Origin of the sequence: Sodalis sp. RH15, from assembly GCF_047324255.1 — a bacterium.
GTDB lineage: Bacteria > Pseudomonadota > Gammaproteobacteria > Enterobacterales > Enterobacteriaceae > Acerihabitans > Acerihabitans ligni.
This window is the reverse complement of sequence record NZ_CP178738.1, coordinates 2,178,834-2,200,713: the sequence shown is the minus strand read 5'-3', so window position 1 is coordinate 2,200,713 and position 21,880 is coordinate 2,178,834. Positions and strand designations below refer to the sequence as shown.

At 56.1% G+C, this 21,880-nt stretch carries 21 protein-coding genes; 13 read left to right on the top strand and 8 right to left on the bottom strand.

The window, feature by feature from the left end; translation table 11 throughout:
- Positions 1-6 precede the first annotated feature (6 nt).
- Genes plsX through yceD form a run of 3 tightly spaced genes read right to left on the bottom strand, consistent with a single transcriptional unit; the run spans position 7 to position 1,765 of the window.
- A complete protein-coding gene (plsX, locus tag ACL2XO_RS10270) occupies positions 7-1,041 on the bottom strand; it encodes a phosphate acyltransferase PlsX (protein WP_132922491.1) in 1,035 nt (344 codons plus the stop codon).
- 15 nt (positions 1,042-1,056) lie between these two features.
- The gene (gene rpmF, locus ACL2XO_RS10265) at positions 1,057-1,227 is read right to left on the bottom strand and encodes a 50S ribosomal protein L32 (RefSeq protein ID WP_132922492.1); all 171 of its coding nucleotides are present in this window, start codon (positions 1,225-1,227) and stop codon (positions 1,057-1,059) included.
- Between the two features lie 16 nt (positions 1,228-1,243).
- Complete coding sequence (gene yceD, locus ACL2XO_RS10260; protein ID WP_132922493.1) at positions 1,244-1,765, bottom strand: 23S rRNA accumulation protein YceD; 522 nt, start codon at positions 1,763-1,765, stop codon at positions 1,244-1,246.
- A gap of 140 nt (positions 1,766-1,905) precedes the next feature.
- Here yceD and ACL2XO_RS10255 point away from each other — a divergent pair, with 140 nt between their 5' ends.
- Positions 1,906-2,511 carry a Maf family protein gene (locus tag ACL2XO_RS10255; RefSeq protein ID WP_413742638.1) on the top strand — a complete coding sequence of 202 codons (606 nt, stop codon included), beginning with the start codon at positions 1,906-1,908 and terminating at the stop codon, positions 2,509-2,511.
- Here ACL2XO_RS10255 and rluC read toward each other — a convergent pair.
- Positions 2,502-3,458: a 23S rRNA pseudouridine(955/2504/2580) synthase RluC gene (gene rluC / locus ACL2XO_RS10250; protein WP_132927816.1), complete on the bottom strand. Its 957-nt coding sequence runs from the start codon at positions 3,456-3,458 to the stop codon at positions 2,502-2,504. The genes ACL2XO_RS10255 and rluC overlap by 10 nt on opposite strands.
- A gap of 625 nt (positions 3,459-4,083) precedes the next feature.
- On the opposite strand from rluC, the gene rne reads away from it, so the two are divergent.
- The 6 genes from rne to solA all read left to right on the top strand — a co-directional run bounded on the left by rne (position 4,084) and on the right by solA (position 11,733).
- Positions 4,084-7,938, top strand: a complete 3,855-nt coding sequence (gene rne, locus ACL2XO_RS10245) for a ribonuclease E (RefSeq protein ID WP_413742637.1) — start codon at positions 4,084-4,086, stop codon at positions 7,936-7,938.
- A 163-nt stretch (positions 7,939-8,101) separates the two neighbouring features.
- Positions 8,102-9,148, top strand: coding sequence for a dihydroorotase (gene pyrC, locus ACL2XO_RS10240; RefSeq protein ID WP_413742636.1), 1,047 nt, complete (start codon positions 8,102-8,104; stop codon positions 9,146-9,148).
- A gap of 128 nt (positions 9,149-9,276) precedes the next feature.
- Positions 9,277-9,516 (top strand): DNA damage-inducible protein I, encoded by a 240-nt coding sequence (dinI, locus tag ACL2XO_RS10235; protein ID WP_413723843.1) that lies wholly within the window; start codon positions 9,277-9,279, stop codon positions 9,514-9,516.
- Between the two features lie 216 nt (positions 9,517-9,732).
- Positions 9,733-10,002 (top strand): hypothetical protein, encoded by a 270-nt coding sequence (locus tag ACL2XO_RS10230; RefSeq protein ID WP_132922498.1) that lies wholly within the window; start codon positions 9,733-9,735, stop codon positions 10,000-10,002.
- A 202-nt stretch (positions 10,003-10,204) separates the two neighbouring features.
- On the top strand, positions 10,205-10,459 hold the full coding sequence (gene bssS / locus ACL2XO_RS10225) for a biofilm formation regulator BssS (protein WP_132922499.1): 255 nt from the start codon (positions 10,205-10,207) through the stop codon (positions 10,457-10,459).
- Between the two features lie 155 nt (positions 10,460-10,614).
- Positions 10,615-11,733 (top strand): N-methyl-L-tryptophan oxidase, encoded by a 1,119-nt coding sequence (gene solA, locus ACL2XO_RS10220; protein WP_413742635.1) that lies wholly within the window; start codon positions 10,615-10,617, stop codon positions 11,731-11,733.
- A 32-nt stretch (positions 11,734-11,765) separates the two neighbouring features.
- Here solA and ACL2XO_RS10215 read toward each other — a convergent pair whose 3' ends face one another.
- A complete protein-coding gene (locus ACL2XO_RS10215) occupies positions 11,766-12,827 on the bottom strand; it encodes a rhodanese-related sulfurtransferase (protein ID WP_413723842.1) in 1,062 nt (353 codons plus the stop codon).
- Positions 12,828-13,134: 307 nt separating this feature from the next.
- On the opposite strand from ACL2XO_RS10215, the gene ACL2XO_RS10210 reads away from it, so the two are divergent.
- The 3 genes from ACL2XO_RS10210 (at position 13,135) to mdtG (ending at position 16,737) form a co-directional block, all read left to right on the top strand.
- On the top strand, positions 13,135-14,232 hold the full coding sequence (locus tag ACL2XO_RS10210) for an NADH:flavin oxidoreductase/NADH oxidase (protein WP_413742634.1): 1,098 nt from the start codon (positions 13,135-13,137) through the stop codon (positions 14,230-14,232).
- Positions 14,233-14,383: 151 nt separating this feature from the next.
- Positions 14,384-15,304, top strand: coding sequence for a Kdo(2)-lipid IV(A) acyltransferase (locus ACL2XO_RS10205; RefSeq protein WP_132922503.1), 921 nt, complete (start codon positions 14,384-14,386; stop codon positions 15,302-15,304).
- Positions 15,305-15,510: 206 nt separating this feature from the next.
- Positions 15,511-16,737: a multidrug efflux MFS transporter MdtG gene (mdtG, locus tag ACL2XO_RS10200; protein WP_413723840.1), complete on the top strand. Its 1,227-nt coding sequence runs from the start codon at positions 15,511-15,513 to the stop codon at positions 16,735-16,737.
- A gap of 1 nt (position 16,738) precedes the next feature.
- On the opposite strand, the gene ACL2XO_RS10195 is transcribed toward mdtG, so the two are convergent.
- On the bottom strand, positions 16,739-17,161 hold the full coding sequence (locus ACL2XO_RS10195; RefSeq protein ID WP_413742633.1) for a hypothetical protein: 423 nt from the start codon (positions 17,159-17,161) through the stop codon (positions 16,739-16,741).
- A gap of 275 nt (positions 17,162-17,436) precedes the next feature.
- On the opposite strand from ACL2XO_RS10195, the gene ACL2XO_RS10190 reads away from it, so the two are divergent.
- Complete coding sequence (locus ACL2XO_RS10190) at positions 17,437-17,817, top strand: MysB family protein (RefSeq protein ID WP_132922505.1); 381 nt, start codon at positions 17,437-17,439, stop codon at positions 17,815-17,817.
- Between the two features lie 108 nt (positions 17,818-17,925).
- Here ACL2XO_RS10190 and ACL2XO_RS10185 read toward each other — a convergent pair whose 3' ends face one another.
- Both ACL2XO_RS10185 and ACL2XO_RS10180 read right to left on the bottom strand, forming a co-directional pair.
- Positions 17,926-18,174, bottom strand: a complete 249-nt coding sequence (locus tag ACL2XO_RS10185; RefSeq protein ID WP_132922506.1) for a YceK/YidQ family lipoprotein — start codon at positions 18,172-18,174, stop codon at positions 17,926-17,928.
- 37 nt (positions 18,175-18,211) lie between these two features.
- Positions 18,212-18,829 (bottom strand): hypothetical protein, encoded by a 618-nt coding sequence (locus tag ACL2XO_RS10180; RefSeq protein ID WP_413723839.1) that lies wholly within the window; start codon positions 18,827-18,829, stop codon positions 18,212-18,214.
- A gap of 512 nt (positions 18,830-19,341) precedes the next feature.
- On the opposite strand from ACL2XO_RS10180, the gene rhaS reads away from it, so the two are divergent.
- Both rhaS and ACL2XO_RS10170 read left to right on the top strand, forming a co-directional pair.
- Complete coding sequence (rhaS, locus tag ACL2XO_RS10175; protein WP_413726908.1) at positions 19,342-20,301, top strand: rhamnose ABC transporter substrate-binding protein; 960 nt, start codon at positions 19,342-19,344, stop codon at positions 20,299-20,301.
- Between the two features lie 67 nt (positions 20,302-20,368).
- Positions 20,369-21,880 carry a sugar ABC transporter ATP-binding protein gene (locus ACL2XO_RS10170; protein ID WP_413742632.1) on the top strand — a complete coding sequence of 504 codons (1,512 nt, stop codon included), beginning with the start codon at positions 20,369-20,371 and terminating at the stop codon, positions 21,878-21,880.

Here is a 21,880-nt window from a genome sequence, read left to right as displayed (position 1 = left end):
GTACGCTTAATCACTCTTGGGTAATACCGCATCCAGGCGCGCGGCGATCTTTTCGGGAATCTGCCGCTCCACCGCTTGCATTGCCTGTTCGATCGCGACGGCGAACGCGCGCTGATTCGCCGCGCCGTGACTTTTGATAACCGTACCACGTAAACCTAACAGACATGCGCCATTGTATTGGTCGGGATTGAGATGACCGAATTGGCGGGCGAGACGTTTTTTCACCCAACGTTTCGCGAACTTCATAAACCAACTCTGCCTGCCGCCGTCCCCTGAGGATTTAAGCAAAGACAGAAAAAGTCTTATCACCCCTTCCATGGTCTTTAACGTGACATTGCCGACAAACCCGTCACAAATCAAAACGTCGGTCTTTCCGGTCAGCAATTCATTGGCTTCAAGATACCCGATATAATTGATTGACGGAATACTTCGCAGTATGACAGCCGCCTGGTGAATATTATCGAGACCCTTGGTTTCTTCCTCGCCGATATTCAGCAGCGCCACCCGCGGGTTTTCAATGCCGATGATATCTTCCGCCACCACGGCGCCCATAATGGCGAATTGGGCCAGCATCTCCCCGTCGCATTCCACGTTGGCGCCCAGATCCAGCACCACGGTTTTTCCCTTCTGCTGGTGGGGCAATATAGTCATCAGCGCCGGGCGCTGGATGCCCTCCAGTGGTTTGATCAGCAGTTTGGCCAGTCCCATCAGCGCACCGGTGTTCCCGGCGCTGACGCAGGCCTGCGCCCGTCCTTCCTTGATCAGTTCCAGCATGACGCGCATGGAGGTGCCGCGACTGGCCCTGATGGCAACGGAAGGTTTAGCGTCACCGGCAATAACGGATTCAGCGGTAACCACCGTCAGACGCTCGCGCAGAACGGAATCTGTTTTTGACAGTAAAGGATTTATCGCGGCGGGATCGCCGACCAGCAGCAGCTCTAATTGAGGATGATAAGCCAGTGCCTGCAATGCAGCAGGCACCGTAACGGCGGGACCGAAATCACCGCCCATTGCATCTAACGCAAGGGTTAGACGTATCAATGTATCGCCTTTGTATTACTTGGCGATAACTTTACGACCGCGGTAGAAACCGTCGGCAGTGATATGGTGACGCAGATGAGTTTCACCGGAGGCTTTATCCACCGAGACGGCGGATGTGGTCAGCGCGTCGTGTGAACGGCGCATACCACGGGTGGAACGGGACGGCTTGGTTTGTTGTACGGCCATGGACCTTACTCCTTGATTACTTACGCTTTAAACTGGCTAATACGGAAAACGGGTTGGGTTTTTCAACCTCGGACGGCAATTTGCCGAATACCTGTTCCGTGTCGGACACTTCACAGTGTTCAGGATCATGCACCGGTGCGATGGGCAATGAAAGAATAATTTCATCTTCAATCATCGCCAGCAGGTCTACCTCGCCATATTCAGTGACATAGGCCGCCTCGTACGCTTCCGGCAATGCCTCAGCCTGTTCGTCGGTAACGACCGGGCTAAAACAAAATGTCGTGTGTACCTGATGCGCAAACGGCTGGTTGCAGCGCTGGCATGTGAGCGTGACCGCCACCTCCGCGCTGCCCCTGATAACCGCCAGGCGTTGATCATCGATATCGAACGATAACGCCGCCTGAACATCGCTATCCACACTTACCACGGATTCGGCAACGCGACTCACCTGCTCAGAGCCATAGACACCAACATAATCCAGGCGTTTCTGAGCGGCGCGTACCGCATCAATGGTCAGGGGTAATTTTACCTTTTGCATAGGGCGCGCATATTAACTTTGTAACGGCATAGAGTCAAAGAAAAAGGCTAATTATGAGCGCCTTTTACCAATATTCGCTTCCAGAGCGGCGAACAGTTTAAAATGAGTCAGGGAAATACGCTACGGTCGGATTAAAATTTATGTGCAAAATCGTTCTCGCTTCTTCTTCGCCCTTTCGCCGGGCGCTATTGGAAAAACTCCGGCTGCCGTTTCTCACCTGTGCGCCGGATATAGATGAAGCCCCGCTGTCCGGGGAATCGCCGCGGGATATGGTACTGCGCCTGTCCGCCGGCAAGGCTGCCGCGCCGCGGATAACATATGAGCGCCACCTGATTATCGGCTCCGATCAGTGCTGCGTCCTGGGGGGCGAAATCACCGGCAAGCCCCTTAGCAGGGAGAACGCCGTCAGACAGCTTCGACGCGCCAGCGGTAAGAGGGTGACGTTCTATACCGGCCTGGTTTTGCTCAACAGCGCCACCGGACGGCTGCAGCAAACGGTGGAGACGTTCCAGGTGACGTTTCGCAGCCTGTCGGATCGGGAAATCGAGGGTTACGTAGACGCCGAGCAGCCTTTAAACTGCGCGGGTGCGTTCAAATGCGAGGGACTGGGCATCACCCTGTTCCAGTCCCTTGACGGCCGGGACCCGAACAGCTTGATAGGCCTGCCGCTCATCGCCCTGGCGGCCATGCTGCGTAACGAGGGGATTAATCCCCTTGACGGAGCGCAATGCCCCCGCTATTTGTGATTAAGCCGCATATAGGCCAGGCATTGGCGCAGTTCATTGTCCAGCGGCGCTTCGATACGCATGGTTTCGCCGGTGGCGGGATGATCGAAGCGCAAGGCGGCGGCATGGAGAAATAACCGGTGCAGGCCGGTTCCCTTCAGAAACCGGTCGAATTCGGCGTCGCCATACCGATCGTCAAAGGCGATGGGATGGCCGGCAAACTGCGCATGCACACGGATTTGGTGGGTGCGGCCGGTAACCGGACTGGCCTTCACCAGGGTGGCACGGGTAAAACGCTCTTCCACTTTAAAGCGCGTCTCGGAGGGTTTACCCTCGATGCCGACCCGTACGATACGCTCTCCGCTGGCCAGGATATTTTTAATCAGCGGCGCGGACACCGCTTTGTTGTGGGACGGCCATTCGCCGCGCACCAGCGCCAGATAATCTTTTTGCATGCCCTTGAGGCGCAATTGCTCATGGAGCAGCCTCAGGGCCGAGCGTTTTTTGGCAATCAGCAGCACCCCGGAGGTATCGCGATCGAGCCGGTGCACCAATTCAAGAAAATGGGCCGCCGGGCGCAGCGCCCTCAATCCCTCGATAACGCCGAAGCTTAATCCGCTGCCGCCGTGCACCGCCGTACCCGAGGGCTTGTTGAGAATCAGCAGATGATCGTCTTCATAGAGCACCGCATCCGCCAGGGCCGCCACCTTGTCCAGATGAACGGAAACCGGCGCCTGTTCAGGCTCCGATTGGCGTACCGGCGGAATACGCAGCTCATCGCCGTCTTCCAGTTTGTATTCCGGTTTGACTCTCTTTTTATTGACCCGCACTTCCCCTTTACGCACGATGCGATAAATCATGCTTTTCGGTACGCCCTTTAATCGGGTACGCAAAAAATTGTCGATTCGCTGGCCGGCCTGGTCAGCGGAAATGGTGATAAATTGTACGCCGGTATTATTTTCATTCATGGGAGGCGATTCTAAATATACCGTCGGCATAGCGCCACTCCTTTTTCTGTGCTTAACTGTGCTTTAATCGGTAAGAAAGTTTTGCGGGTTGTTTTCGCGCTCTCGGCAGACCCATGCCGGCGGAATATTTATCCAATAGCTTTCACGTTGCAGCCAACTCGGCTTCGGCTTGAAAGATGACGGGTATAACCGTAAGTCTGAATATTGTTGCCGAGAGGTAAAGTCGCCTTGCTATATGTGTGTCAGCGGTGGAATAATGTCTTTACTTTCCACGCTGCTTACGTAAAGGCGAAGAAACGTGGAATTTTTTAAATTTGCCTGATTAACCATACACGCGGCAATGGCGTAAGACGTATTGATTATTCAGGCAGTTAGCGGGCTGCGGATTGCAGCTTGGCCGGCAAAAGGAATTCGTTCTGGCGACAGACTTCAGACGTTATTCCCTCAATAAAAGCGCTGTTTTTCTCTCGGAAAACAGGCTACCGAAATAATGCGCCCCTCTGCTGACGACAACCGTGAGGTTGACGGTATTGCGACAAGACACGGGGCCGTCGGTGATTACCCGGTCTTGCGTTTTTTTTGCCCGCAGCTCTGATGCCAATGCATAAAAAAGAGTAAGTTGAAGATGAAGAGAATGTTAATAAACGCGACTCAGCAGGAAGAGTTGCGCGTAGCCCTGGTAGACGGCCAGCGGCTCTACGATCTGGATATTGAAAGCCCCGGTCATGAGCAGAAAAAAGCCAATATTTACAAGGGTAAAATCACCCGTATCGAACCCAGTCTTGAAGCGGCGTTTGTGGATTACGGCGCCGAACGCCACGGATTTCTTCCCCTGAAGGAAATCGCCCGCGAGTATTTTCCCGCGCAATATTCCTCCCACGGCCGGCCCAATATCAAGGACGTGCTGCGGGAAGGACAGGAAGTGATCGTCCAGGTTGATAAAGAGGAACGCGGTAACAAAGGCGCGGCCTTGACCACCTTTATCAGCCTGGCCGGCAGCTATCTGGTCCTGATGCCGAACAACCCTCGCGCCGGCGGGATCTCCCGCCGCATCGAAGGCGATGACCGCACCGAGCTCAAAGAGGCGCTATCTTCCCTGGAACTGCCTGAAGGCATGGGGCTTATCGTCCGTACCGCCGGGGTGGGCAAATCCGCCGATGCGCTGCAATGGGATCTGGCTTTCCGCCTCAAGCATTGGGAAGCGATTAAAAAAGCCGCCGAAGGCAGGCCGGCGCCGTTTCTGATTCATCAGGAGAGCAACGTGATCGTCCGGGCTTTCCGCGATTACCTGCGCCCCGATATCGGTGAAATCCTGATTGATAATCCCAACGTGCTGGAAAAGGCGAAGGAACACATCGCCTCTCTGGGCCGTCCGGATTTCAGCAGCAAGATCAAATTGTACAGCGGCGATATTCCGTTGTTCAGCCATTATCAAATCGAATCGCAAATCGAATCCGCGTTCCAGCGTGAAGTCCGCCTGCCTTCGGGCGGTTCGATTGTTATTGACTCCACCGAGGCGCTGACCGCCATCGATATCAACTCCGCGCGCTCCACTCGCGGCGGCGATATTGAGGAAACCGCATTCAATACCAATCTGGAGGCAGCGGATGAAATCGCCCGCCAGCTTCGCCTGCGGGATCTCGGCGGCCTGATCGTCATCGATTTTATCGATATGACGCCGGTACGCCATCAGCGTGAAGTCGAAAACTGCCTGCGGGAATCCGTGCGCCAGGATCGCGCCAGGATACAAATCGGCCGCATCTCCCGCTTCGGTTTACTTGAACTGTCCCGTCAGCGACTGAGCCCCTCATTGGGAGAATCCAGTCACCACGTCTGCCCGCGCTGCGGCGGCACCGGTACCATCCGCGATAACGAATCGCTGTCGCTTTCCATTTTGCGCCTGATTGAAGAAGAGGCGCTAAAAGAGAATACCCACGAAGTCCACGCCATCGTGCCGGTGCAAATCGCCTCTTACCTGCTCAACGAGAAACGCGATTCGGTGAATGCCATCGAGAAGCGCCAGGGCGGCGTACGCGCCGTGATTGTTCCCCACGATCAGATGCAGACGCCGCATTACGCCGTTTTGCGCGTCCGCAAGGGCGAAGAAGCGCCGACGTTAAGCTATTTGCTGCCGCAGCTGCACGAAGCGGAAATGGCTCAGCCGTCCGAAGAGCCCGCGGCCGAGCGCAAGCTGCCCGAGCAGCCGGCACTGGCCGCATTCGTCATGCCGGATTCCCCGCCCATCGCCAGCGACACGGCCATTAAGGAACCGGCCCCGGCCGCGGCGGATATCGTTGCCGCGCCCGCCCGCGCCGCGACCGCCGCGCCGGCCTCCGCCGGTTTGCTGAGCCGCGCCGTCAGCCGGATTAAAGGCTGGTTCAGCGCCCCGGCGGAAGAAGAAGTAAAACCCGCGGAGCCGGTGGAACAGGCCGTCGCCGAAGAGTCCGAGACTCCGCGCCGTCAGGGAGGCCGGGGGCAGCGTCGTCAGAACGTGCGCCGCGACCGTAACGGCGAACGCGAAGCCCGCGCGCCGCAGGAAGGACGGCAGCCTCGCGAACCTCGCGAGTCGCGGGAACCGCGGGATCGCCGTGATGAAGCGCGCAAAGGCAAACGTCAGAATGCTCCCGTCGAGACGGAGATCATTGATGAAATCGGGGAGCAGATTCCAACCGAGGCCCAGCCTGCGCCGCGTCGCGAGCCCCGAAGCGATCGCCCGCGCCGCCGCCAGGATGATAAACGCCAGGCGCCGCAGCAGGAAGCGAAGCCGCTGCCCGTTGAAGAGCCCGCTGACATCGTCGAGACGGTGAATGAGGACGACCAGCCGACACCGGTCATGCCGCGCCGGCCCCGTCGTAACCTTACGCAAAAAATCCGTGTTACCGATCCCGCCGCTGAAAGCAGCGCACCAGGGGTCACCGATGCGTCCTACGCCGCTCCGGTGCAGGAAAGCCATGAGACGCCGCTGCCCGTTCTGGCGGATGTTCAGGACAATTCATCCGCGGAAAATTACGGCGATAACAGTCGCAACAATAACGAAACGGGCCTGCCCCGCCGCTCCCGCCGATCGCCCCGTCATTTGCGGGTCAGCGGCCAACGCCGTCGCCGCTATCGTGACGAGCGCTATCTGGCTCAATCACCGGTCCCCCTGAGCAGTGCGGTGATGTCGCCGGAAATGGCGTCCGGTAAAGTCTGGATCAGTTATCCGGTAACGCCCGTGGAACGTTTCGAGCTTTCGCCCGTTGCGCCGCTGGAAGAGCTGGAACCCCTGACCGGGGATGACCGGAATGGCGTAATGCTGTCCGAACCTCTGTCGGCCCGGGAACGTCCCGCGACAACGGTGGTGCCGCAGCATGCCACCCCGGCGCAGCAAGCCGCCGTCGATGAAGTCCCCTCGGTAATCAAAGACGAGGATCATCCCGGATCATGGGCGATGTTATCCGCCGCCAAGCCGGCTGAGATCATGACCGACGAACCTTACGGCAGCGTAAAATCCGGCTCGTCCGCGGCGAATCGTTCCGATGAGGTCTCCTTTGACGACGAAGAGCCAGAGCATACCGATATCACTGCCTCGGTCCGGTCTGCTCCGGCGGTGGAAACCGGCGAAGCCGATATCGATGCCCCCGCACAGTCCGCTCCGGCGGTGGAAACCGGCGAAGCCGATATCGATGCCCCCGCACAGTCCGCTCCGGCGGTGGAAACCGGCGAAGCGGATATCGATGCGCCCGCACAGTCCGCTCCGGCGGCTGAAACCGGCGAAGCTGATATCATTGTGCCCGCACAGTCCGCTCCGGCGGCTGAATCCGGTGAATCCGACGCGAACACGTCCGCCCAACCGGCTCCCGCCGTTACCCAGCCGATTGTCACCGGTTCGGTTATTCCCGAAGCGGACGCCGATACATCGGCTCAGCCCGCGCCAGTGCCGGTGGTCAACCAGCCGATCGTTACCGGTTCGGTTATCCCTGAAAGAAGCAACGCTATTCCGGCTGCTGCAACGCCCGCCGCTCAACCTGAAGAGAACGCTCCCGCAGCGGATGTTATCGCCGCGAAGCCGCCGGTGGCTGTGCAATACCTTTCGGACGATACTATTGTCGCCAGCCAGCTCTCCCGTAAAACGACGGAGCCGGACCTGAATCCGGCGATACCGGTCCCGGCGGCCGAATCGGCGGAGCCCGCGTTAAGCAAGGTGGCCGACCTGCCGGCCGAACCTGCCGCTGGGAACGCCTCTGCGGAAACCCAAGGTACGCCTGGTAGTGATTCGCCCGCTGCCATTGCCGACGCACAGCCGCGTTTTAAACATCACGTGAGCGCGCCTATGACCAAGGCTCCCGCACCGGTTTATGTGCCGCCGGCGGAAAAGCCCGGCGAGTGGCACCGTCCGGATTACCACTTTGAAGGACCGGGCGCGGCCGGCGGCCATGCCGCGGTAACGCATGCCGCCGCACCCGCGGCAAAACCTGCGCTGCCCGATGATAAAGAGTAACGCCTTACCGTAACGTTGCAAGACCCGCTCCGGCGGGTCTTTTTTTATACCGTCATCGACGCCAACTAATTAATGCATCTGCCGTCTATTCCGCTTATTCTTGTACCCCTTAATCTGACATTGATTTTTTATGCACCTACTTCAATAGCCGGAGTCTCTCCCCATGACCGCACAGCCCGCAATACTCCATATCCGCCGCCCTGATGACTGGCATCTGCATTTGCGTGATGACGAGATGCTGAGCACGGTGCTGCCCTATACCAGCCGTATCTTCGGCCGGGCCATCGTCATGCCGAATCTGACGCCCCCCGTCACCTCCGTTTCCCAGGCCATCGCTTACCGTGAGCGGATTCTGGCGGCAGTCCCCGACGGCCATCATTTCCAGCCGTTAATGACCTGCTATCTCACTGATACGCAGGCGCCGGAGGAATTGATAGCGGGGTTCCGCCAGGGGGTGTTTACCGCCGCCAAACTCTATCCGGCCAACGCCACCACCAACTCAAGCCATGGCGTGACAAAAATCACCGGCATCTATCCCCTGTTCGAGGCCATGGAAGAAAACGGCATGCCGCTGCTGATTCACGGCGAAGTCACCGCGGCGGAAATCGATATATTCGATAGGGAAGCACGGTTTATCGAGACGGTATTGGAGCCGATACGGCGCCGCTTTCCCAGGCTGAAAATAGTCTGCGAGCATATCACCACCCGCGAAGCGGCCCAGTATGTACTGGCCGGCGATCGTTTTTTGGCGGCAACCGTCACCCCGCAGCATCTGATGTTTAACCGCAACCATATGCTGGTGGGAGGAATCCGTCCGCACCTCTATTGCCTGCCGATCCTCAAACGCAATACGCACCAGGAGGCGCTTCGCCAGGCGGTGGCAAGCGGTTGCGATCGCATTTTCCTCGGTACCGACTCGGCGCCCCATCTGCGTCAGCGAAAAGAAAACGACTGCGGCTGTGCCGGCGTATTCAACGCCCCCGCCGCGCTGGCCGCATATGCCACGGTATTTGAAGAGATTGGCGCGCTGGAGCATTTTGAAGCGTTTTGTTCCCTGAACGGTCCGCGGTTCTACGGATTGCCCGTCAATAGTGATTTTATCGAACTGCACCGCAGGCCGGAAACCCAGCCGGAACAAATCTCCCTGGGGGATATCATGCTGGTGCCTTTTCTTGCGGGCCAAAGCCTGAACTGGTCGGTTAAGTATTGAAATCTTTTTTTCCACGGCCGGGCGGTGCCCGCGCCGTGGCGAGCGAAACGAAAAATCTTTTATGCCTCTTGCTTTATCGTTATGGGGACTGTATATATAAACAGGCGTTGATGCGATGAGACAAAAATATGCGTATTGAAATCACTCTGGCTAAAGCAACGCCGCTTCCCGCGGGCGCGCTTGAGGCCCTGACCCAGGAATTTACCACCCGGATTGATAAACATTTTAGCGATTCCCATGTACAGGTACGTTATGCCGGGGCCAACGGCATCAGCGTCATGGGCGGCAGTAAAGAAGATAAGGCGTTAATCACCGACATCCTGCAAGAAACGTGGGAAAGCGCCGATGACTGGTTCGATCCGCAATAAAGGCCATGTATGCCGGTGCCTCGCCGGGAGATGTTCCCGGCTATACTTTCCCCCGGCACCGCAGTTGCCGCCAGTTGATCTCTTCTCTCCCCCATCCCGCCTTTTACCCGTCTTCCCTTACTGAAAATAATCCGCGCCACTCTTGGCAAATAGCTATTTCTGGTCTGTAATCAGCCAGGATATATGCGTTTTGTGGAATTTTCGGGGAGTGTGACCATGAATGTCAATAAACCAGAAGAAGCCATGACCTTCGGCGAACTGCTCGAGTTAATCAGCGAGCAGCAACGCCGGCTGAATGTGCTGGAAATCGCCTTTTCTTATCTCTCTTTCAGCCTGGATGAAAAAGCCAATCAGCTGCTGATAAATAATCTGCTGCTGGAAGCGCAGAATCAGAACCGCGATGCCGTCATGCAGAAATATTTTTCTCAATTGGCCGACGAAATGGCAAGACGAATCCGCCCGGCAGTTCCTCCCGTCGCCTCCTGACCCGATGGCGTCAGCGCTTTCCATGACAAACCACAAGACCAGGGAATGCGAATGCGTCCCGGCAAAACGCCGCTATAAAAAAAAGTCGCTTATATGGCAAAAAAGTGACAAAGACGGGTATACTTAAATTGCTCGCTAAAATGGAGCCGCATTTAACCTCGACGTTACTCTTTTTTTTAAACGAGTCAGAAAAGGGGTATTTATGGACAGAAAAAACGAGATTATCCATACCCATCCGTTGGTCGGCTGGGATATCAGCACCGTAGATGCCTATAATGCCATGATGATCCGCTTGCATTATATCAATTCAACCAACCAGGCTACCGAAGACGCAGAAGTGGACAGAACCCTGTGGTTGACCACCGATGTCGCTAAACAACTCATATCCATACTTGAAGCCGGCATTGCAAAAATTGAATCGACAGACTACCAGGATCTTGACCACCGAAAACATTAATCTCGATGTTGCCCCTCGGGCATCCGCTGCTTAGCACCGGATGCTTTTTTATTATCCCCCCCGTGATTGTTTCCGCCAAATGACGATATACCCATCCTTCGCCGAAAGTCTATACTACGCAAAGCCCGGATTGCCTGACTCAAGGAGTTAACCACATGATTTATGATCTTATTATTGTCGGTAGCGGCTCGGTGGGTTCAGCGGCGGGTTTCTACGGAACCGAAGCCGGTTTGAATGTCCTGATGATTGATGCGGCGTTTCCCCCTCATCACGCCGGCAGCCATCACGGTGATACCCGCATCATCCGGCACGCTTACGGGGAGGGTGAAAAATACGTACCAATGGTCCTGCGGGCCCAGGCCCTGTGGGAGGAACTGGCGGAGCGCAGCGGCAATACCCTGTTTCATCGCAGCGGCGTGCTTAATCTGGGGCCGCGCCAGGCAGAATTTATTCAAAACGCCGCCGCCAGCGTCCAAGCCTTCCATTTGCCGTGCGAAACGCTGGATGCCGCCCAGATATCCGCCCGCTGGCCGGAATTTATCGTGCCGGATGATTATCTCGGCGTTTACGAACCGCAGGCCGGCTACCTTAAATCGGAGCTGTCCATCGCCTCCTATATACGGCTGGCGGAAAATGCCGGCTGTGGGCAGCTATTTAACTGCGGCGTCACACAAATCATTGCATTGCCCCGTGGATTCGAGGTGGTGACCATAGAGGGAAGCCGATACCAGTGCCATAAGCTGCTGGTGAGTGCCGGAACCTGGGTGAAAAAACTCCTCCCCATGCTGCCCATAACCCCGGTGCGTAAAGTCTTCGCCTGGCATCAGGCGGACGGCCGCTTTAGTGAAGATAATCATTTCCCGGCATTTACCGTGGAAACGCCTGACGGCGGGCAATATTACGGTTTTCCCGCCATTAACAATGAGTTGAAAGTGGGCAAGCATAACGGCGGGCAGCCTATTGACGAGCCGGAACAGCGCACGCCTTTCGGCAGCCATGGCACTGACGGCAGCGAGGTTTTCCGTTTCTTGCGGCAGTTTCTGCCCGGCGTCGGCGTTTGCCTCAACGGCGAAGCCTGCAGTTATGATCTCTCGCCGGACGAGGACTTTATCATCGATACCCTGCCGGGCAATTCGGATATGCTGATAGTCAGCGGACTAAGCGGCCATGGTTTCAAATTCGCCAGCGTATTGGGGGAAATAGCCGCCGGTTTTGCCGCCGGACGCGAGGCGGCGTTTGATTTGACGCCTTTCTCGTTGGCCCGTTTCGGCTAAAGCGGGCGCAGGCGCGCCCTGGCCCGTTTACCTTATTCTTCCGGATTACCGGGCTGGCGCCGCGGTAAATCCATGGCTAGACGCTGGCGGGATTTATTGAATATTTTCAGGCCGTTTTCGCGTCCCGCCCGGCGGGCACGCTGCTCCTGGACCGGCAAATCCTTTTCGTCGCGACAGATTTCGCTGCAACAACCCTGATATTTTTCCCCGCAGGCCGGACACTGGATAAACAGTAAATGACACCCCTGGTTCAGGCAATTGACATGGGTATCGCAGGCCGCGCCGCATTGATGACAATGGGCTATCACATCCGGGGTGATTCGCTCGCCAAGCCGCTCGTCAAAGACAAAGTTTTTGCCGGTGAATTTCAATGGTAATCCCAGTGCCTTGGCCTGATGGGCATATTCAATGATCCCCCCCTCCACATGATAGACGTGCTCAAAACCATGATGCCGCATATAAGCACTGGCTTTTTCACAGCGGATTCCGCCGGTGCAATACATGACGATATTCTTATTTTTTACCGGTGCCAGCATCTCCACCGCCATCGGCAATTGCTCCCGAAACGTGTCGGAGGGGATCTCTATGGCATGCTCAAAGTGGCCGACTTCATATTCATAATGATTGCGCATATCCACGAATACCGTATCGGGATCGTCGGCCATGGCGTTAACCTGCTCCGCCCGCAGGTAATGTCCGGTACGGGTGGGATCAAACGTGGGGTCGGTAATGCCGTCGGCCACGATTCGCTCGCGGACCTTCATCCGTAACACCCAGAATGATTTACCATCATCATCTAACGCCAGGTTCAGCCGCACGCCGTCCAGGGCCGGATGTGCCGCATATAGCAGCGTCCTGAATGCCTCGAACCGATGTTGCGGTACGCTGATTTGGGCGTTAATCCCCTCCCCTGCGATATACACCCGGCCGAAAACCGCCAGTTCGCTCATGGAGAGGTATAATTCGTCGCGAAACGCCTGCGGGTTATCAATGCGGAAATATTTATAAAATGACAAGGTGGTGCGCGGCGCGGATTCCGCCAGCATGCGCCTTTTCAGTTCGTCGTTGGCTACCTGGTTGTGTAACACTGGCATGGTGTACGTTCCTGTAGTAACTAATGAATGTAATGAATGCTCGCTATGAATATCGTGATGACAATTTTATATAATAGCGGTGCATGATAAGCCGGTTTTGACCGACGGGCAGGGCGGCATCATACAATAAATCTTCCGGACCGGCAGCCCTGAATTTCCATACCAACCGGGTAAAAAAGCATTTAACGCCGAGGCAAAATTTTATTAAATTGCTAACGTTGGCTGATACGGCGTAACGGCTTGATGAATGAATTTTAACATCGATGCCTTCAGCACTACGCCAATCCCCCCTTATGAGGCACAACCTATGAGTCTATTGTTTTCGAACTATACATTGGGAAACCTGGCGCTCTCAAATCGTATTGTTATCGCGCCCATGTGCCAGTACTCCGCCGACGAAGGCAAGGCGACTTCCTGGCATGAGATACATCTGGGCCATCTGGCCTTGTCCGGTGCGGGCCTGCTCATCATCGAGGCAACGGCGGTGACGCCGGAAGGCCGCATCTCGCCGCAGGATTTGGGGTTATGGGATGACGCTACCGAACAGGCGCTGGCGGCGGTGGTCGCTACCGTCAAGACGCATTCCCCCATAGCCCTGGGCATCCAGCTCGCCCATGCGGGCCGTAAAGCCTCTACCCATGCGCCCTGGTTCGGGGGCGGTAATATCTCTCCCGAACGGGGGGGATGGCAAACATTGGCCCCTTCCGCCATTCCCTTTGCACAAACGGATTCAAGGCCCCAGGCCATGACACTGGCGCAAATTGAAGCATTGAAGGCGGATTTCGCCGCCGCGGCCAAACGGGCTGAGCGTATCGGCTTTAATCTCATTGAAATCCACGCGGCCCATGGCTACTTGCTGCACCAGTTCCTCTCGCCGCTGGCGAACCAGCGGCAGGATCAATATGGCGGCAGTCTGGAAAACCGCATGCGGCTGACCCTTGAAGTGGTCCAGGCGGTTCGGCAGGCGGTTTCCCCCGGATTTCCGGTGGGTGTGCGCATCTCCGGCTCCGACTGGGTCGAAGGCGGCTGGGATATCGAACAATCGGTAAAACTGGCCCAGGCATTGAAATCCCTTGATTGTGACTATATACATGTATCCAGCGGCGGGCTGTCCACCCAGCAAAAAATTCCGGTGGGCCCCGGTTACCAGGTGTCATTCGCCCGGCGTATCAAGGCCGAAACCGGATTAAATACCATCGCCGTCGGCCTGATTACCGACGCCGAACAGGCGGAGACCATTGTGGCCGCCGGTGACGCGGATATGATTGCGCTGGCGCGCGCCGTGCTTTACGACCCGCGCTGGCCCTGGCACGCCGCCGCAAAACTGGGTGCTAAAATCAATGGCCCCAGGCAGTATTGGCGCAGCGAGCCGCATAATGTAAAAAATCTTTTCAACAAAGATTAACCTTGCCGGGCAAAACGCGCGTGAAAGGGTAATGAATACTTTCACGCGCCGCCGGCTTTCCCTTTTGAAAAAAAATGCCACACTGAATTCAGTGGGCGGACTAAAAATTATGTAATGAGTATTACCTTGACGCTTATGGTGACAAGAATAAATGACAACTATTCCAACGTTTAACCGTTCCTTGCTGCACCCGCGCTATTGGCCCACCTGGATCGGCATCGGCCTGCTATACCTTATGGTATTATTGCCCTACCCGCTGCTGTATCGGCTCGGCACCTCGCTTGGTCGCCTGTCCATGCGTTTTATGCCCCGACGCGTCCATATCGCCCGCCGCAACCTTGAACTCTGTTTCCCCGACAAGTCCAGCGCTGAAAGAGAGGCGCTGCTTATCAAAAATTTCGAATCCGTGGGCATGGGCCTGTTTGAAACCGGTATGGGCTGGTTCTGGCCCGACTGGCGGGTAAAACGATTGTTCAAGGTCTCCGGTTTGGAGAACATCAGTCTGGCGCATGCAAATAAGCAAGGCGTGCTGCTGATAGGGCTGCATTTTTTATCCCTGGAGCTGGGTGCGCGCATTTTCGGTATCCACAACCCCGGTATCGGCGTCTATAGACCTAATGACAACAAGCTGCTGGATTGGCTGCAAACCTGGGGACGTCTGCGTTCCAATAAATCCATGCTCGACCGGTCGGATATCAAAGGCATGATTCGCGCCCTCAAAAACGGTGAAATCATCTGGTATGCGCCGGATCACGACTACGGCCCGAAGAGCAGCGTTTTCGCCCCGCTGTTCGCCATGGAGCAGGCGGCCACCACCGCCGGCACGCATATGCTGGTGCGGCTGGGCAAACCGGCGGTAATCCCCTTCGTCCCACGCCGTTTACCCGGCGGTAAAGGCTATGAACTGATTATCATGCCCAATGAGGAGCATTTGCCGCTGGAGAGCGATGTCGCCACCGCCACCTACATGAACAAAGTGCTGGAACAGGCCATTTTGCTGGCGCCGGATCAATATATGTGGCTGCACCGCCGGTTCAAAACCCGGCCGCCGGGACAGCCCTCCCTCTATTGACGCCACATCATCAACGATAAACCCGCCATTCGGCGGGCCGCTGTCCGCTGCCGCCGGATAATGGCGGTTTGGTGCAATTGATGCCCCGCAAATTGCCCGTTGCCCCGTTTAGGCGCATACTTATCCCCTTCTGCGAAACCTCGGCGATAACGCCCTAGAGCCTTGTCACATTGTTTGACCGCCGTTGCCTATTTTACTGAGATGTCATGACGCCGGTGTCGGAACCCATAAACTGGAAACGTAATCTCTACATTGCCTGGGTCGGTTGCTTTCTCACCGGCGCGGCATTCAGCCTGATTATGCCCTTCCTGCCGCTTTACGTTGAAATGCTCGGCGTCACGGACCCGCGCGAACTGAATATGTGGTCGGGCGCGGTTTTCAGCATCACATTCCTGTTTTCGGCCATAGCCTCGCCCTTTTGGGGCGGCCTGGCGGATCGCCGGGGCCGTAAAATCATGCTGCTCCGCTCCGCCCTGGGCATGGCGATTGTCATGGCGCTGATGGGCCTGGCGCAAAATATCGGTCAGTTCCTGGTTCTGCGCGCCTTGCTGGGGCTGCTGGGGGGATTCGTGCCCAACGCCAATGCCTTGATAGCCACCCAGGTTCCCCGCAACAAAAGCGGCTGGGCGCTGGGAACCCTGTCCACGGGCGCGGTGGGCGGCGCATTGATCGGGCCGCTTATCGGCGGGCTGCTGGCGGACCATTACGGCTTGCGCCTGGTATTTTTCATTACCGCCCTGGTCCTGTTGATCTGTTTTATCATGACCTATATTTTCGTCGAAGAACGTTTCAAGCCGGTGCAAAAAAAGGACATGCTTTCCGCGCGGCAGGTCTTCGCCTCGCTGACCAAACCCCGGTTGGTATTAAGCCTGTTTATCACCACCATGATTATCCAGGTCGCCACCGGCTCGATTGCGCCGATATTGACGCTTTATGTGCGCCAGCTGGCCGGGAACATCCAGAATCTGGCGTTTGTCAGCGGCATGATCGCCGCCGTTCCCGGTATGGCGGCGTTGTTAAGCGCTCCGCGGCTGGGCAGGCTGGGAGATAAGATCGGACCGGAACGGATATTGATCTGCATGCTGGCGGTTTCGGTGCTGCTGCTGATTCCCATGGCCTTTGTCCAGACCCCCTGGCAACTGGGCACCCTGCGCTTTCTGCTGGGTGCCGCCGACGGCGCCCTGCTGCCGGCGGTACAGACCTTGCTTATCTATAACTGCACCAATCAGGTGGCCGGCCGGATTTTCAGCTATAACCAATCTTTTCGCGACGTGGGCAATGTCAGCGGCCCGCTGATCGGCGCCTTTGTTTCCGCCAGCTATGGGTTTCGCGCGGTATTTGGCGTTACCGCGCTGGTGGTGCTGTTTAATGTGTTCTATTCCTGGTGGAGCTTGCAGCACGGCCCGTCCCGCATCAGGCTGCCGAATGAATAAATCAGCCGCCGTTGGCCGGATGAGGCGTCTCGCCGCCATCCGGCGCGTTATCCCCGAAATGATTGGGGACCTTTACCACTGAAAGCCGCACTTCATAGTGACTGCCGGCGGCGGGAGCCGGCAGGATAGTGTTCAGCTTTTGTATCGTCTCGCCGGGATTATCGCTTTGCACTGATGCGCAAAAAACTTCGCCGCCGTGGCAGAAGCCCGGACCATGGCGCATCATCATGGGCCCGCCTGGATGGTGAAAGAACATCGGTCCGGGCTCCGGCCGAGGTTGATTCTGCCAACCGGCCTGCGCGGCCGGCGAAGTATCGGCGGGCGCTGCCGATGGAGTACCGGCAGGGGCTGCCGCCATGCCGGTGAAACTCAATGCACCCAGCGTGCAGGTGATGACTATCAGTGATTTTTTAAACAGGGTCATGATACGTTCTCCAGGTTGTCCACTTAGCTTACTGTAGCGCTTCTCCACCCCGCCGAAGGTTCCTTTGCGAAATTTTTACCAGATAACCACATGCCCTTTGCATTGATGAATGCGGGTAAAAAAATATTTTTTTACCTGACCGGGAATTTTTATCCCCGCTGGAAATCATTTTATTAATGATACTTGAAAGTTTTCAGACTCCGACAACAATTACATTGATGCCCGCCAAGGGCGCGGTAACGTCAGATCGATGCAGTGATCACAGGAGAGCCAAAATGAGCATGTACGCAACTCTGGAAGAAGCCATAGATACCGCACGTGAGGAATTTCTTGAAGCCTCCCGTGACAGCGGCAATGACGATCAGGACCCGGTAGTGAGTCAGTTCAGTTTACAAAAATATATTATGCAGGACGGTGAAATCATGTGGGAAGCGGAGTTCCTGGCCGATGAGAACGAGGCGGCGGATGCATTGCCTTTTCGAACCGGAGAAGCCGCCCAGGCCATTTTTGACGGTGATTTTGATGAAACCGAACTGCGTCTGGAATGGCAGGAGGAGAACACCTTGCATGAATGGGACGAAGGTGACTATCAATATGAGCCGCCGCTGGACACCGAAGAGGGGCAGACCGCGGCCGATGAGTGGGAAGAACTGTAAAACCGGCAGACCACGCCCCTGTCCGGGTTAAAGCACGCGCCCCTCTTGTCCAGGCATCCGCCGGAGTATCAACCCGTGGAGCTACATAAACCCCAGCGGGTTGATACTCTAGCGATACGGCCCGTGCCGCATATCCACCGGCAATAGAATCGTATCCACCACCATCGACAGCGGCAGATCTATCACGGTGATATATCGCCAGGGAGAGTCGCGTAAATCCCATTTTACGCCCGGATAATATTGATTGCCGTGCCCCTGTCCGGGAAACGTGCGGCTGATAATGCTGCCGCAGCCGGTCAGGCCCAACACGCATAACGCCGCCACCAGTATTCGCACCCTGTTCACCTTGCTTCGCATCCCAGATTCAGCCGGCCCTCCGGCCGGGCATATCGGCTCAGTCCGGGCGGCTCATGTTACGTTTATCCAGCATATAGAGCAGCGTGCCCAGCAGGCACAGAACATAACCGAACAGCTCGCCGCCTTCTTCCACGGCATTTTTCACCGTGCGGACATAGGCATCCTGTAATAACGCCTGCCACAGGCCGCCCATTCCCATCAGACGGGAGAACACTAGCACAGTTAGCAAGCCCGCGCACACCAGGCCATAACCCGGATGCCTGAAATAATCCGCCAGTCCCGCCAACGTACGCCGGTAATCCAGGGCCGCCACCGCGACACATAGCACACACACCGCCATCGCCACCCATAACCAGGACCCGTATTGGATGACATCAAAGGCAAAATCCATCTCGCGCACCAGCAAACAGGTAAAAAATCCCCCCACCAGCACATTGACGGCCCGATGTGCTGGCACCCGAATCAACCAGAGATGTAATACAACAATAGCGAATAAAATGATTTCCTGGCTGATTTCCGTGAGTGAAATCTCGTTGACCGAGTCATGCAGGAAGCGAACATCGATAAACAGCAATAATTGAAACGCCGAAACGATGGCGGCGAAAATCAAAAAAGCGCCCACCTTTTTGAGCACAAACAGTAAATCGTCTTGCACGGCAAAATCCATGGTTCTCTAAAAGATTCAAAATATTAACGGCAGCGATTCTGTAGGAAGTGACATTAAATGCTGACGGCGGCATTTTGCGACGCCAAAGCCGGTAAGGCGTATTGCTCGGGCCGTATTCAACGGGGATTCGGTAAAGCGGGCCGGTAGCCGTTGATTAAAATCCGCTCCTCTGAAAAATGTTATTGATTTGTGATATCTCTCATCCCCACCTTCGTCTGACTGCCAGCTTCTCACGGGAATTGGCAATATAATAAAGGCGGCTGGGACAACAAGGTTTTAAAGTCGTGATCATCCTTCCATGAAGGTTTTGATTATGATTATCCCCTTGTCCTTGCAACACATCATTTCCCATTACCCGGGCTCTTCCGGGCAGTGTGTTTGGCGATACTCCCATTCCCGATACGCTTAGTTATTTTTTAAAACCCTACATCTTGTTGTCATTACATTAATTAAGTGGAGTACAAACAATGAAATTAAAACAACTACTGACTTGTACCCTCATGGCTTCATGCCTGGCGCTGGCCGCCTCGGCCTCGGCCGAAGTCAAAATTGCCCTGGTGGCAAAATCGTTGGGCAACGGTTTCTTCGAAGCGGCAAATACCGGCGCGCAGCAGGCGGCCAAAGAATTGGGGGATGTTAAGGTTATTTATACCGGCCCCACCACCACTACCGCCGAAGCGCAGATTGAAGTCCTTAACGGCCTGATTGCCCAGGGGGTGGATGCCATCGCGGTGTCGGCGAACGATCCCGATGCCTTGGTGCCGGTGCTGAAAAAAGCCATGCAGCGCGGCATCAAAGTGGTGTCATGGGATTCCGGCGTCGCCAAGGCGGGCCGCCAGATCCATCTTAATCCGTCCAGTAATGACCTGATCGGCCAGATGAATGTTCAGCTGGCCGCCGATGCCATCAAGGCCCTAGGACTGCAAAAGGGCGATACGGCCATTTTAAGCGCCACGCCGACGTCCACCAACCAGAACATCTGGATTGAGGAAATGAAAAAGGTGCTGCCGAAATATCCGTCGGTGAATCTGGTTGCGGTTGCCTACGGCGATGACCTTTCCGATAAAAGCTACCGCGAAACCATCGGCCTGCTGAAATCCTACCCGAACCTGAAGGTGATCATTTCTCCCTCCTCGGTGGGTATTGTCGCCGCGGCGCAGGCGGTCAAAGACCAAGGCAAAATCGGCAAGGTCTATGTGACCGGCCTGGGGTTGCCTTCTGAAATGGCCGGCGCGGTGAAGTCCGGCGCCAGCAAAAGCTTCGCCATCTGGAATCCCATCGATCTGGGCTATGCGGCAACCTACATCGCCTATGATCTGGTGAAAGGCACGGCCACCGCCAAAGAGGCCAGCATGGGCCGTTTGGGAAAGGTCCAGCTTGATGCGGACGGCAACGGCGCCATGGGCAAACCCTTCATTTATGACGCCACTAACATTGATAAATTCGCCAAAGTGTTCTGATTCATTCATCAGGCTCACCGACTCACGGTGAGCCTTCATGATTTGCCATAGAACGCGGAGGGTTGTGATGACCGACGCCATACCTTTATTATCATTGAAAGGGATCACGAAAGTATTTCCCGGCGTGCGGGCGCTGGAAAATGTCCATATCGATCTCTATCCGGGCAAAGTCACGGCGCTGGTAGGCGAGAATGGCGCCGGGAAATCAACGCTGGTCAAGGTGATGACCGGCATCTATCAGCCGGAAGAAGGCACGATAGAATATAAAAAAATCCCCATCAAACTGGTGAATCCGGAGGCCGCCCACAAAATCGGCATCACCGCCATCCATCAGGAAACCGTGCTGTTCGACGAGCTGACGGTAACGGAGAATATCTTTGCCGGGCACTATCTTTACAGCGGTTGGCTTAAACGCCTGAACTGGCCCGCCATGCACAAACAATCACGGGAAATTCTGGCGCGGTTGGAGGTGCAGATCGATCCCTACGCCGTTTTGAAAGAGCTGAGCATCGCCCAGCGACATATGGTGGCAATCGCCCGGGCGCTATCGTTCAACGCACAGGTGGTGATTCTCGACGAGCCGACCGCGGCGTTATCCCAGCATGAAATTACCGAGTTCTATCAGATAGTCGAACGTTTGAAGCAGGAAAATAAAGCCATCCTGTTTATTTCCCATAAGTTCGACGAAATTTTTGCCATCGCGGATTATTACACGGTACTGCGCGACGGCAGCTACGTGGGTTCGGGCCAAATGGGCGATATCACCGAGGCCAGGATGGTCACCATGATGGTCGGCCGCGAAATCAGCCAGGTTTATCCCAAAAAGTCCGGCCTGCCCGGTGATACCGTGCTTGCGGTGAAAAATCTGAGCCATCCCACCGAGTTTTCCGGCATTGATTTCTCGTTGCGCAAAGGAGAAATCCTCGGTTTTTACGGTCTGGTGGGGGCGGGACGGACGGAGCTGATGAAAGCCCTGTTCGGCGTAACCCAACCCAGCGGCGGGCAGATTATCGTCGGCGGCAGGGCCCGGCATTTTGCCAACCCCGCGGCGGCTATCCGTGCCGGAATCGTTTACGTGCCGGAAGAGCGCCAAAGCCAGGGCACCATTATTGATTTGCCCATTTATCAGAATATCAGCCTGCCGCAGCTGAGCCATCTCAATCCGCACGGCATCCTTAATGAGGAAAAGGAGTGGGCCCTGGCGGATAATTACGCCAACCGCCTGCAGGTAAAAGCCTTTAGCTGGCGCCAGCAGGTGGCTACATTGTCCGGCGGCAACCAGCAAAAGGTGGTCATCGGCAAATGGCTGGCGACTCAACCCCAGATCATTATTCTGGATGAACCTACCAAGGGCATCGATATCGGCTCCAAAGCGGCTGTACACCAATTCATGTCCGAACTGGTGGGACAGGGACTGGCAGTGATTATGGTGTCATCCGAGCTGCCCGAAGTGATGGGCATGTCCCATCGCATTATCGTTATGCATGAAGGGTTGATGGCGGCGGAATTCAACGCCGGCGCGGCAACGGCGGAAATGATTGTCAGCGCGGCCAGCGGCGCCGGCGCGGAGGGGGCATAA

Coding starts and splice junctions, on each gene's coding strand:
- rne (WP_413742637.1), top strand. CDS start 4,084: ATGAAGAGAATGTTAATAAACGCGACTCAGCAGGAAGAGTTGCGCGTA.
- ACL2XO_RS10210 (WP_413742634.1), top strand. CDS start 13,135: ATGAGTCTATTGTTTTCGAACTATACATTGGGAAACCTGGCGCTCTCA.
- ACL2XO_RS10185 (WP_132922506.1), bottom strand. CDS start 18,174: ATGCGAAGCAAGGTGAACAGGGTGCGAATACTGGTGGCGGCGTTATGC.
- rpmF (WP_132922492.1), bottom strand. CDS start 1,227: ATGGCCGTACAACAAACCAAGCCGTCCCGTTCCACCCGTGGTATGCGC.
- ACL2XO_RS10205 (WP_132922503.1), top strand. CDS start 14,384: ATGACAACTATTCCAACGTTTAACCGTTCCTTGCTGCACCCGCGCTAT.
- pyrC (WP_413742636.1), top strand. CDS start 8,102: ATGACCGCACAGCCCGCAATACTCCATATCCGCCGCCCTGATGACTGG.
- ACL2XO_RS10190 (WP_132922505.1), top strand. CDS start 17,437: ATGAGCATGTACGCAACTCTGGAAGAAGCCATAGATACCGCACGTGAG.
- ACL2XO_RS10230 (WP_132922498.1), top strand. CDS start 9,733: ATGAATGTCAATAAACCAGAAGAAGCCATGACCTTCGGCGAACTGCTC.
- mdtG (WP_413723840.1), top strand. CDS start 15,511: ATGACGCCGGTGTCGGAACCCATAAACTGGAAACGTAATCTCTACATT.
- dinI (WP_413723843.1), top strand. CDS start 9,277: ATGCGTATTGAAATCACTCTGGCTAAAGCAACGCCGCTTCCCGCGGGC.
- rhaS (WP_413726908.1), top strand. CDS start 19,342: ATGGCTTCATGCCTGGCGCTGGCCGCCTCGGCCTCGGCCGAAGTCAAA.
- rluC (WP_132927816.1), bottom strand. CDS start 3,458: ATGAATGAAAATAATACCGGCGTACAATTTATCACCATTTCCGCTGAC.
- ACL2XO_RS10170 (WP_413742632.1), top strand. CDS start 20,369: ATGACCGACGCCATACCTTTATTATCATTGAAAGGGATCACGAAAGTA.
- yceD (WP_132922493.1), bottom strand. CDS start 1,765: ATGCAAAAGGTAAAATTACCCCTGACCATTGATGCGGTACGCGCCGCT.
- solA (WP_413742635.1), top strand. CDS start 10,615: ATGATTTATGATCTTATTATTGTCGGTAGCGGCTCGGTGGGTTCAGCG.
- ACL2XO_RS10215 (WP_413723842.1), bottom strand. CDS start 12,827: ATGCCAGTGTTACACAACCAGGTAGCCAACGACGAACTGAAAAGGCGC.
- ACL2XO_RS10255 (WP_413742638.1), top strand. CDS start 1,906: ATGTGCAAAATCGTTCTCGCTTCTTCTTCGCCCTTTCGCCGGGCGCTA.
- bssS (WP_132922499.1), top strand. CDS start 10,205: ATGGACAGAAAAAACGAGATTATCCATACCCATCCGTTGGTCGGCTGG.
- ACL2XO_RS10195 (WP_413742633.1), bottom strand. CDS start 17,161: ATGACCCTGTTTAAAAAATCACTGATAGTCATCACCTGCACGCTGGGT.